Source organism: Agromyces sp. GL_144 (assembly GCF_057834305.1).
This window is the reverse complement of the sequence record NZ_CM174399.1, coordinates 3,763,090-3,774,722: the sequence shown is the minus strand read 5'-3', so window position 1 is coordinate 3,774,722 and position 11,633 is coordinate 3,763,090. Positions and strand designations below refer to the sequence as shown.

General features: G+C 72.0%; 9 protein-coding genes. 7 read left to right on the top strand and 2 right to left on the bottom strand.

The features are described 5' to 3' along the window. Positions 1-5 precede the first annotated feature (5 nt). The 6 genes from AC3IPY_RS17315 (at position 6) to paaZ (ending at position 7,175) form a co-directional block, all read left to right on the top strand. Entirely contained in the window at positions 6-1,325 is a 1,320-nt protein-coding gene (locus AC3IPY_RS17315) for an MFS transporter (RefSeq protein ID WP_489185504.1), read from the top strand. A gap of 181 nt (positions 1,326-1,506) precedes the next feature. After that, the gene (locus tag AC3IPY_RS17310) at positions 1,507-1,929 is read left to right on the top strand and encodes a DUF5684 domain-containing protein (protein ID WP_489185503.1); all 423 of its coding nucleotides are present in this window, start codon (positions 1,507-1,509) and stop codon (positions 1,927-1,929) included. 201 nt (positions 1,930-2,130) lie between these two features. Then, entirely contained in the window at positions 2,131-3,333 is a 1,203-nt protein-coding gene (locus tag AC3IPY_RS17305) for a thiolase family protein (protein ID WP_489185502.1), read from the top strand. Beyond that, complete coding sequence (locus AC3IPY_RS17300) at positions 3,333-4,112, top strand: enoyl-CoA hydratase/isomerase family protein (RefSeq protein WP_489185501.1); 780 nt, start codon at positions 3,333-3,335, stop codon at positions 4,110-4,112. The genes AC3IPY_RS17305 and AC3IPY_RS17300 overlap by 1 nt, the downstream gene beginning before the upstream one ends. Positions 4,113-4,165: 53 nt before the next feature. Next, positions 4,166-4,978 carry a 3-hydroxyacyl-CoA dehydrogenase family protein gene (locus tag AC3IPY_RS17295; protein ID WP_489188360.1) on the top strand — a complete coding sequence of 271 codons (813 nt, stop codon included), beginning with the start codon at positions 4,166-4,168 and terminating at the stop codon, positions 4,976-4,978. Positions 4,979-5,063: 85 nt separating this feature from the next. Beyond that, on the top strand, positions 5,064-7,175 hold the full coding sequence (gene paaZ / locus AC3IPY_RS17290; RefSeq protein ID WP_489188358.1) for a phenylacetic acid degradation bifunctional protein PaaZ: 2,112 nt from the start codon (positions 5,064-5,066) through the stop codon (positions 7,173-7,175). 52 nt (positions 7,176-7,227) lie between these two features. On the opposite strand, the gene AC3IPY_RS17285 is transcribed toward paaZ, so the two are convergent. After that, on the bottom strand, positions 7,228-8,046 hold the full coding sequence (locus tag AC3IPY_RS17285; RefSeq protein ID WP_489185500.1) for an SGNH/GDSL hydrolase family protein: 819 nt from the start codon (positions 8,044-8,046) through the stop codon (positions 7,228-7,230). A gap of 111 nt (positions 8,047-8,157) precedes the next feature. On the opposite strand from AC3IPY_RS17285, the gene AC3IPY_RS17280 reads away from it, so the two are divergent. After that, positions 8,158-9,270, top strand: coding sequence for an acyltransferase family protein (locus tag AC3IPY_RS17280; RefSeq protein WP_489185499.1), 1,113 nt, complete (start codon positions 8,158-8,160; stop codon positions 9,268-9,270). 14 nt (positions 9,271-9,284) lie between these two features. Here the strand turns inward: AC3IPY_RS17280 and AC3IPY_RS17275 are convergent, their stop codons facing one another. Then, the gene (locus AC3IPY_RS17275) at positions 9,285-11,441 is read right to left on the bottom strand and encodes a RecQ family ATP-dependent DNA helicase (RefSeq protein ID WP_489185498.1); all 2,157 of its coding nucleotides are present in this window, start codon (positions 11,439-11,441) and stop codon (positions 9,285-9,287) included. Between the last annotated feature and the right edge of the window lie 192 nt (positions 11,442-11,633).

The following is an 11,633-nucleotide window of genomic DNA, read 5'->3' as shown; positions in this document are numbered from 1 at the left end:
TTCGCATGTCCACCGACGTCAGTGAGAGCACGAGAACCGGGCGCATGCCCGCCGAGGAACGGAGGGTGCTCGCGGGCACCCTCGTCGGCACCTCGATCGAGTGGTACGACTTCTTCATCTACGCCCAGGCGGCAGGCCTCGTGCTCGCGCCGCTCTTCCTCGCCCCCGTCGCCGAGTCGAACCCCGGGCTCGCCCAGGTGCTCGCGTTCGCGACGATCGGCATCTCGTTCCTCTTCCGCCCGCTCGGCGCGGTGGTCGCCGGCTACCTCGGCGACAAGCTCGGCCGCAAGCGGATGCTCGTCTTCACGCTCATCATGATGGGCCTGTCGACCTCGCTCATCGGCTTCCTGCCGACCTACGCGGCGATCGGCATCGCGGCGCCGATCCTGCTCATCCTGCTGCGCATCCTGCAGGGCTTCTCGGCCGGCGGCGAGTGGGGCGGCGCGGCGCTCATGGCCGTCGAGCACGCCCCGAACGGCAAGCGCGGCTTCTTCGGCGCCTTCCCGCAGATCGGCGTGCCCGTCGGCATGATCCTCGCGACCTTCACGCTCTGGGCGCTCACGAGCTCGATGTCGCCCGAGGCGTTCATGGAATGGGGCTGGCGCATCCCGTTCCTGCTCTCGATCGTGCTCATCGCCGTCGGCTACGTCATCCGTCGCGCCGTCGAGGAGAGCCCGGTCTTCGAGGAGCTGCTGCGCCGTCGCAAGGAGTCCTCGACGCCGCTCCGCGAGCTGTTCCGCAACAACACCAAGCAGGTCGTGCTCACCGCGGTCATCTTCATCGCCAACAACGCGGCGGGGTACCTGCTCATCGCCTACTTCGCCACGTACGCCGTCGTCGGCCTCGGCATGGACCGGCCCAGCGTGCTGCTCGCGACGGCCCTCGCCTCGTTCGGCTGGCTCATCTTCACGCTCTGGGGCGGACGCGTGTCCGATCGGATCGGCCGGGTGCGCACCTTCCAGATCGGCTACGTGTTCCTCGCGCTCTGGGCGGTGCCGATGTGGTTCCTCATCGACACCGGCGAGATCCTCTGGTACTTCGTGGCGCTCTTCGTCATGACGTTCGGCCTCGGCCTCTCGTACGGCCCGCAGGCCGCGCTCTACGCCGAGATGTTCCCGGCCAGGGTGCGCTACTCGGGTGTCTCGATCGGGTACGCGCTCGGCGCGATCCTCGGCGGTGCGTTCGCGCCCATGATCGCCGAGTCGCTCATGAACGCGACCGGAAAGTCGTGGACGATCGGCCTGTACATCGCGATCGCGAGCGTCATCTCGCTCATCGGGGTCTCGCTCGTCAAGGAGACGAAGGGCCGCGACCTGCTCGAATGAGGGGCGGATGCCTCGACCTGAGGCATTGAAGAGGCGCGTCCGCTCGGCGGGCGCGCCTCTTCCGCCTCACCCCGCGCCCTCGTTAGGCTCGGCGGCGAGCGGGCCGTTCGGGCTTCGCCGCCGCCTTCTCGGCCCGGTTTCGCCGCCGGGAGGGCGCCGACCTGCAGAACTGGAGTGAACCATGGACGCCTTCTCCGTCTTGGCCGAGGCCAACGATCTCATCGCGACGCAGGACCCGGGGGTGAACGGCGGCTACATCGTCGGATCGCTCGTCGGCTACGTCATCTGGGCCATCGCCCTGTGGCTCGTCTTCGCGAAGACCGATTACCCCGGTTGGGCCGCCATCGTGCCGATCTACAACATCTACGTGCTCGTGAAGATCGCCGGGTTCCACGGCGCCACCGTGCTGCTGTACTTCATCCCGCTCGTGAACATCGTGTTCTCGGTGTTCGTCGCCTTCGGCGTGGGCCGGGCGTTCGGCAAGGGCGGCGCGTTCAGCTTCTTCCTGATCTGGCTGTTCTCGCTCATCGGCTACCTCATCATCGGCCTCGGCTCGGCGAAGTACGTCGGGCCCGGCGGGAGGGCGAGCAGCCTGCCGGCCTGAGCCCGCTTCGCCGCGTCTCCCGCGCCCCGGTCTGCCGTCGCAGGCCGGGGCGCGTCGCGTTTCAGCGAGCGGATGCCGCGGGGCGACGAATGTTCGGCGTCGGCCAGGTGGCCGGGTGGCGTGCCGACGGGAGAGCGTGCCATAATTACTTCCTGAACGGTCGGTCACTAATTCGACCGGACAACGACGTCAGGAGATCAGATGGCCGAGGCCTACCTCGTCGGAGGCGTGCGCACGCCCGTGGGTCGATACGGCGGCGCGCTCGCGACCGTGCGGCCCGACGACCTCGCCGCACTCGTCGTGGCCGAGGCCGTGCGCCGAGCCGGACTCGACCCGGCGGCCGTGGGCGAGGGCGTGATCGACGAGGTCATCCTCGGGGCCGCCAACCAGGCCGGTGAGGACAACCGCAACGTCGGGCGCATGTCCGTGCTGCTCGCCGGACTGCCCGACTCGGTGCCGGGCATCACCGTGAACCGGCTCTGCGCCTCGGGCATGTCGGCCATCACGATGGCCGCGCAGGCGATCCGCGCGGGCGACGCCGACCTCATCGTGGCCGGCGGCGTCGAGTCGATGACCCGGGCGCCGTGGGTGCAGGCCAAGCCCGAGAAGGCATGGGCCAAGCCCGGCGCCGCCTACGACACCTCGATCGGCTGGCGCTTCGCCAACCCGCGACTGCTCGCCCGCGACAAGGCCACCTTCTCGATGCCCGAGACCGCTGAAGAGGTCGCCAGGGTCGACGGCATCACGCGCGCCGAGGCCGACGAGTTCGCCCTGCGCTCGCAGCAGCGGGCGGCCGCGGCGATCGACGCCGGCCGCTTCGTCGACGAGATCGTCGGCGTGCCGCTGACCCGCGGCGGCGAGGTGCTCGTCGACGAGGGGCCGCGTCGCGACACGACGCTCGAGGCGCTCGCCGGGCTGCGGCCGGTCGTCGCCGGCGGATCCGTGGTCACCGCGGGCAACGCGAGCTCGCTCAACGACGGCGCGTCCGCGATCGTCGTGGCGAGTGCGGCCGCCGTCGAGCGCTACGGCCTCACGCCTCGCGCACGCGTCGTCGTCGGGGCATCCGCCGGTCTCGCGCCCGAGATCATGGGGCTCGGCCCCGTGCCGGCGACCGAGAAGGCGCTCGCCCGCTCGGGTCTCAGCGTCGGCGACATCGGCTCCATCGAGCTGAACGAGGCCTTCGCCACGCAGTCCATCGCCTCGATGCGACGCCTCGACCTCGACCCCGAGCGCGTCAACGCCGACGGCGGGGCGATCGCCCTGGGGCATCCGCTCGGCTCGTCGGGTTCGCGGCTCGTCGTGACGCTGCTCGGCCGCATGGAGCGCGAGGGCTCGCGTCACGGTCTCGCGACCATGTGCGTCGGCGTCGGCCAGGGCTCGGCCCTCATCGTGGAGCGTGCGTGATGGGCGAGGATCTCGAGACGTCGCTTCGCTCCTCCTCGACCGACGGTGGGCCGCTGCGCATCGAGCGGTTCCCCGACCGGGTCGTCGCCACGCTCGACCGGCCCGAGGTGCGCAACGCGATCAACCAGCGCACGATCGACGCGCTGCACCTGCTCTGTGCAGAGCTCGAGGCGATCCCGCGCATCCTGATCCTGACCGGCGCGGGCGGGGTGTTCGCCTCGGGCGCCGACATCGCCCAGCTGCGTGAGCGCCGCGCCGCCGATGCGCACCGGGGCATCAACGCGAATGCGTTCCTCCGCATCGCCGAGCTGCCGATGCCGGTCATCGCCGCGCTCGACGGGTACGCGCTGGGCGGCGGAGCCGAGCTCGCCTACGCGGCCGACATCCGCATCGCGACGCCGTCGCTGAAGATCGGCAACCCCGAGACCGGGCTCGGCATCCTCGCCGCGGCCGGGGCGAGCTGGCGGCTGAAGGAGATCGTCGGCGACGCCCGCGCGGCCGAGCTGCTGCTCACGGGCCGCACGGTCGAGGCCGAGGAGGCGCTCGCGATCGGGCTCGTGAGCGCGCTGCATCCGGCCGACTCGCTCGTCGCCGCGGCGCACGCGATCGCCGATCGCATCGCGCGCAACGACCGGGACGCGACGATCGCGACCAAGCGGGTCTTCCGCGCCCCGCGGGCCGCGCATCCCGGCGTCGACAACGAGGCGCAGGCGGTGCTCTTCGAGAGCCCCGAGAAGTTCCGACGCATGACCGAGTTCCTCGAGAGGAAGCAGAAGTGAACGAGACCTCGACCGGCGCGCCCTCCGACGTCGGCGTGCTCGGCGGCGGGCGCATGGGCGCGGGCATCGCGCACGCGTTCCTGCTCGCCGGCTCGCGCGTCACCGTCGTCGAACGGGACGCGGATGCCGCGGCCGCCGCCTCGGCGCGCGTGCTCGCCTCCGTCGCGGCATCCGTCGACCGCGGCACCGCCGACGAGGGCGCCGAGGTGATCGGCGCCCGATTCGGCACGAGCACCGACGTCGCCGCGTTCGCCGCATGCGGGCTCGTCGTCGAGGCCGTGCCCGAGCAGCTCGAACTGAAGATCGACGCCCTCACCCGCGTCGAGGCCGTACTCGGCGAGGGCGCGGCGCTCGCGTCGAACACCTCGTCGATCTCGATCGACGAGCTCGCGGCGCTGCTCGACCGGCCGTCGCGGTTCCTCGGCATGCACTTCTTCAACCCGGTGCCGGCGTCGACGCTCGTCGAGCTCGTCCGCGGTGCGGCCACCGAGGCGTCGTTGGCCGACGCGTCGCGCGACTGGGTGCGGGCGATCGGCAAGACGCCCATCGTCGTCGCGGATGCCCCGGGCTTCGCGTCCTCGCGCCTCGGGGTCGCCCTCGGGCTCGAGGCGATCCGCATGCTCGAGGAGGGCGTCGCCTCGGCGGAGGACATCGACCGGGCCATGACGCTCGGCTACAAGCATCCGGTCGGCCCGCTGCGCCTGACCGACCTCGTCGGACTCGACGTGCGCCTCGGCATCGCCGAGTACCTCGCCGCGAACCTCGGCGAACGCTTCGAGCCGCCGACCCTGCTGCGCCGTATGGTCGCCGAGGGCCGACTCGGCCGCAAGGCCGGCGAGGGCTTCTACACCTGGGACGCGTCGTGAGCAGATCTCGATACGCGCTCCGCGCTACTCGATCGCCGCGGGGCCTCGATACGCTCCGCTGCTCGACCCCCGAGAGGACCACATGATGACCGGAATCCTGCCCAGCTACGTCAACGGCGACTGGTGGACGCCGGATGCCTCGACCGCCGCGTCCGCCGCGACCTCAGCGACCTCAGCGACCTCGGTGACCGAGGTGCGCGACGCCTCCACCGGCGAGGTCGTCGCCCGCGTCTCGACCGAGGGGCTCGACCTCGCGTCGGCGCTCGAGTACGCGCGCACCGTGGGCCAGCGCTCGCTCGGCGAGCTGACCTTCCACCAGCGCGCCGTGCTGTTGAAGCGGATGGCCCTCGCCCTCACCGAGCGCAAGGAGGAACTGTACGAGCTGTCGAGCCGCACCGGCGCGACGAAGCAGGACTCGTGGGTCGACATCGACGGCGGCATCGGCGTGCTCTTCACCTACTCGTCGAAGGGGCGGCGCGAGCTGCCGAATTCGCAGGTCTACGTCGACGGCGGCGTCGAGCAGCTCTCGAAGGACGGTTCATTCCTCGGGCGGCATATCTTCACCCGTCTGCCGGGCGTGGCCGTGCAGATCAACGCGTTCAACTTCCCGGTGTGGGGCTCGCTCGAGAAGTTCGCACCCGCCTTCCTCGCCGGCGTGCCGAGTCTCGTGAAGCCCGCGACGCCGACCGGATACCTCGCCGAGGCGTTCGTGCGCATCCTCGTCGAATCGGGACTCCTGCCCGCCGGCTCGCTGCAGCTCGTCTCGGGCAGCGTGCCCGATCTCTTCGAGCACCTGCGCCTCGGCGACCTCGTCGCGTTCACCGGATCGGCGTCGACCGCCGAGCGCCTCCGCGCGAACGACTCCGTGCAGACCGGCGGCGTGCGCTTCACGAGCGAGACGGACTCGATCAACGCCTCCGTGCTCGGGCCCGACGCCGTCGAGGGCACGCCGGAGTTCGACGCGTACGTCAAGCAGCTCGTGACCGAGATGACCACGAAGGCCGGGCAGAAGTGCACGGCCATCCGCCGGGCGGTCGTGCCCGAGGCATCCGTCGACGCCGTGATCGAGGCCGCGCGGGCGCGCATCGCCTCGCGCGTGGTGCTCGGTGATCCGCGCGTCGAAGGCGTCACGATGGGGCCGCTCGCCTCGACCGGGCAGCGCGACGAGGTGCTCCGCCAGGTGCGACGACTCGCGGGCGACGGCGGCGAGATCGTCATCGGTTCGACGGACGCGCCGTCGGTCCTGCTCACGGACGGCTCGACCGGCGAGGCCGCCGACGGCGCCTTCGTCGAACCCGTCATGCTGCGATTCGCGGATGCCTCGAGCCCGGCACTGCACGAGGTCGAGGCGTTCGGGCCGGTGACCTCGATCGTCGGCTATTCCACGGTCGACGAGGCCGTTCGGCTCGTGGCCCGCGGCGGAGGATCGCTCGTCACGAGCGTCGCGACCCACGACCCCGCCGTCGCCGTGGCGCTCGCCTCGGGCATCGCGGCGTACAACGGCCGACTGCTGCTGCTCGACCGCGACGACGCCCGCACCTCGACCGGTCACGGATCGCCACTGCCGAACCTCGTGCACGGCGGACCGGGTCGCGCCGGCGGCGGCGAGGAGCTCGGCGGCATCCGCGCGGTGCTGCACCACATGCAGCGCACGGCCGTGCAGGGCTCGCCCGAGATGCTGACCGCGCTGACCGGCGTGTGGCATGCGGGCGCCGCCTCGACGCCGTACGCCGCGGCGGGCGAACCGCATCCGTTCCGCAAGTCGCTCGCCGAGCTGCGCATCGGCGACCAGGTCGTCTCGGGCTCGCGCACGGTGACCCTCCAGGACATCGAGACGTTCGCGCGCTTCACCGGGGACACGTTCTACGCGCACATGGACGAGACCGCCGCGGCGGCGAACCCGTTCTTCCCGGGCAGAGTCGCGCACGGCTACCTGCTCGTGTCGTGGGCGGCCGGGCTCTTCGTCGATGCGGCGCCCGGCCCCGTGCTCGCGAACTCGGGCCTTGAGAACCTGCGGTTCGTCACGCCGGTCTCGCCCGGCGACGCGATCCGTGTGGAACTCACGGCCAAGCAGATCACGCCGCGCGAGACCGACGACTACGGCGAGGTGCGCTGGGACGCGGTGCTGCGCAACCAGGACGACGAGCTCGTCGCCTCGTACGACGTGCTCACCCTCGTGGCGAAGGAACTCGCCTGATCGACATCGCTCCCGCCGTCGGCGTGGCCGTCGGCATCGCCGCCGTGCGGCGTCAGCGGAGCTGCTCGATCGCCGCGACGAAGCGTGCCGCGAGGTACGCGTAGCCGGCGTCGTTCAGGTGCAGGCCGTCACCGAGGTCGAAGGCGGCGGTGTTGCGCGCGTTGATCCAGGGCGAGGGCGACTCGGGGTCGACGTAGATCGCCCCCGCCTCGAGGGCCGCCTCGCGGATCGGATCGAGGTAGTCGCGGTACGTCGTCGAGGCGAGCGGGGCGGTCGGACCGAACACCACGATCACGGCGCTCGGCCAGGTGGCCCTCGCCGAGGCCACCGTGCGGCTGACGTTCGTCGCCTCGGTCGCGGTGGGGGCGATGACGTCGTTCAATCCGCCCTGGAGGACGACGACGTCGTAGTCGGTGCTGTCGGCCCCCATCGCCTCGATGCGACTGAGGAAGTCGACGCCGTCGCGGCCGTCGGTGGCCGACGCCTTCGTGAACCCCGTGCCGCCGACCCCGTCGATCGTCGCGTCCCAGTCGAGACTCGCGGCGGCGAGGTGCGCCCACGAGTGCTCCGGGTCGGACGCACCGTAGCCCTCGGTGAACGAGTCGCCGATGATCAGCGCGACGGAGCCGGCACGCAGCGCCCGCGGCGCCGAGGCCGGCGCCGTGGGTGCGGGCGTCGCAGTGGGCGTGGGCACCGGCGTCGGTCGGGCCGCCGTCTCGGCGGTGGCCGATGGCGATGCGGCGACCGGGAGCGGAAGCACGGCCTCCAGCCTGCTGCATCCGCTGGAGCCGACGATGATCGCGAGAGCAGCGGCTGCGAAGAGCGCGGCGCGGAGCGTGGGGGGCTGGAACAGCGTGGGCCGCGGAGTCATCGGTCCGATCGTAGCGAGCGGCACCTCGAATCGTCCTCTCAGGGAGAGGTTTGATATCGTCCCTCGACCGGTATCCCGACCGGGCCCGAACCCGAACCCGAACTCCACTCCATGCCCTCACCCCGCCTGAAAGCGCTCGACGGCCTGCGCGGCGCCGCAGCCGTCATCGTGCTGATCCACCACTCGCTGCTCGTGGTGCCTGCGCTCGCCGCGCCGTACTTCGGGTTGCCCGTGCAGCCGGGCGCCGTGTCGTGGCTCGTCTACTCGCCGCTGCACCTCGCGTGGGCGGGCACCGAGGCGGTCTACCTGTTCTTCGTGCTCTCGGGACTGGTCCTGGGATTCGCAGCGCGCTCGCGTCGCTTCTCGTGGTCGGCGTACTTCCCGTCGAGGATCGCGCGCCTGTACATCCCCGTCATCGGGGCGGTCGTGCTCGGGGCGATCGTCATCGCCTTCACGCCGAACGCGGATGCGGGAGACAGCCTGTGGGTGCGCGCGCGGCCGGTCGACTACGACCTCGGAGACATGCTGCAGGACGCGACGCTCGTGGGCGGCACCTCGACCGGCATCACGCCCCTCTGGTCCCTGCAGTGGGAGGTGCTGTTCTCGCTGCTGCTCCCCCTGTACATGTACGTCGCCCGGCGGGTGCACGTCGGAGTGCAGCTCCCGGTGATGTTCGCGCTCTCGACGCTCGGCTCGTTCACCGGGGTCGCCGTGCTCACCTACCTGCCGATGTTCGGCATCGGCATCGCGATGGCGCGCAGTTGGGAGGCCCTCTCGGCGAGGATCGCGGCGATTCCGAGGCGCGTTGCCGTCGTCGCCTGGCCGATCGCGATCACGGTGGCGCTGCTGCTCATCAGTTCGGACTGGTCGGCTCGCCTGGTCATGCCCGGGGAACTCGCCCACCCGATCACGCTGCCCCTCGTGCTGCTGGGAGTGACCGTGATCGTGGTCGCGGCACCGCACGCTCCCGGACTCAGCGCCCTGCTGTCGAGTCGCCCCCTGCACCTGCTCGGACTCGTGTCGTTCAGCCTGTACCTCGTGCACGAGCCCATCGTCGTCGCCATCGCCCAGTGGACCGATCACCCCCTCATGACGCCGTTCCTCGCGTTGCCGATCTGCCTGCTCGTCGCGGCCGGCTTCTGGCTGCTCGTGGAACGGCCGGCGCATCGGTTCTCGCGCCGCATCCGGCGCGGTGCCGAGGCGGAACTGCAGCTCGCCGCCTGAGACCCGGTGCGGCGTCAGCCGCGGAGCGCGAGCACGAACGGCAGCACCTCGGCGGCTCCCGCCAGCCGGAGCTCGCGCGCCGCGACGGTGAGCGACCAGCGGCTGTCGGCGAGGTCGTCGACGAGCAGCACGCCGCCGGCCGGGATCTCGAGCCCGTCGGCGCTGAATCGCTGCCAGACCCCGGCGAGGCGGAAGGCGCTGTTGCCGCCCGGTTGCCCGCTCGGGCCGCCGTTCTCGGGCTCGAGCTCGCCGAGGTACGGCAGTCGCCCGATGCCGGAGATGCCCTCGGCGAGCGAGCGCACGAGCTGCGGATGCGATCGTGACGGCATCGAGACCACGGCGACCGGGCGCTCGGCCCAGCCCCAGTCGGCGAGCACGCGCACGCAGGCGTCGAGCATCTGCGGGGTCACGGGTGCGTCTGGTGCACCCGCGGCGAACACCCCGCGCAGCGTGTTGCCCCAGCCGAGGTCGGTGAGGCGGGCGAGCGCGCGCCCCTCGCCGGCCTGCTCGGCGGGCGCGATGCGGCCCTTGACCGGAACGCCGAGGCGCTCGGCGCCGGTCGGCCAGGCCTTGCGCGGCTCGACCGGCACGCCCACCCGGTCGAGGGCTCCGGATGCCGCGGCGGCGGCGCCCTCGTCGAGATCGCCCGGGTACCAGACGCCCGCGCAGTTGTCGCAGCGCCCGCACGGCGCCGCCGTGTCGTCGTCGAGGGAGCGCTGCAGGAACTCCATGCGGCAGCCGTCGGTCTGTTCGTAGTCGATCATGTGCTGCTGCTCGGCCTCGCGCTCGGCCGCGATGCGCGCGTACCGCTCGGCGTCGTAGGCCCACGGCCGGCCCGTGGCGACCCAGCCGCCCTGCACGCGGCGCACGGCGCCGTCGACGTCGAGCACCTTGAGCAGCAGCTCGAGCGGCGTGCGCCGGATGTCGACGCGCGCCTCGAGCGCCGGCGTCGACAGCGGCACGTCGGAGAGCTCGTCGATGACGCGGCGAGCCCGCTCCTCGTCGGGCATCGACGCCGTGGCGAAGTAGTGCCAGATCGCCCGGTCTTCCGGGCCGGGCAGCAGCAGCACGTCGGCGCTCTCGCTCGCACGCCCCGCACGACCGACCTGCTGGTAGTAGGCCACGGGGGAGGACGGCGCACCGAGGTGGAGCACGAATCCGAGGTCGGGCTTGTCGAAGCCCATGCCGAGTGCGCTCGTGGCCACGAGCGCCTTGACCTCGTTGCGCTTCAGCAGGCCCTCGGATTCCTCGCGCTCGTCTGGGTCGGTCTGGCCCGTGTAGGCGCGCACGTCGTGCCCGCGCTCGCGCAGCACGCGCGCGATGTCGGTCGCCGCCGACACGGTGAGCGTGTAGATGATGCCGGACCCCGGGAGCTCGTCGAGGTGGCTCAGCAGCCAGGCGAGCCGGCTCTCGGAGTCGGGCAGGCGAAGCACCCCGAGCCGCAGCGACGTGCGCGCGAGCGGCCCGCGGATCGTGAGCACGCCTTCGCCCGCGTCGCCGCCGTCGGCGGTCGAGCCCAGTTGCTCCGCGACATCCGCCACGACCCGGCTGTTGGCCGTCGCGGTCGTCGCGAGCACGGGCACCGAGGCGGGCATCTGCGCGATGAGGTCGCGCAGACGCCGGTAGTCGGGGCGGAAGTCGTGGCCCCAGTCGCTGATGCAGTGCGCCTCGTCGACGACGAGCATGCCCATGCGGCGCACGAGCGCGGGCAGCTGCTGCTCGCGGAACGACGGGTTGTTCAGCCGCTCGGGCGAGACGAGGAGCACGTCGACCTCGTCGGCGTCGAGACGCTGCAGCACGTCTTGCCACTCGTGCGCATTCGTGGAGTTGATGGCGACCGCGCGCACACCGGCGCGTTCGGCGGCGGCGATCTGGTCGCGCATGAGCGCGAGCAGCGGCGAGACGAGCACCGTCGGACCCGCGCCCTGACGCCGGAGCAGCAGGGTGGCGACGAAGTACACCGCCGACTTGCCCCAGCCGGTGCGCTGCACGACGAGCGCGCGCCGCCGACCCTCGACGAGCGCCTGGATCGCCTCGAACTGCCCGTCGTGGAAGACCGCGTCGTCGCGGCCAACGAGTTCGCGCAGCGCCTCGAGCGCCGCCTCGCGCAGGTCGGTGCCGCCGCCGTCGGAGGGCGCAGCTTCGGGCGGTGGCGGCGTGGCTGCGGTCATGGACCCACTCTGTCGGATGCGGCTGACATCCGCCTGCGACGCCGGCTCGAGGCATCCGCTCGCTCGAAGCCCGGCGAGCAGGCCGGCGGGCTGAGGCGCCGCACCGGAGGAACTGAGGCAGCCGCGCCGGAGAACTGAGGCGCGCGCGCCGGAGGAATAGGGCGGATGCCCGATACGCCCCCGGCACCTCAG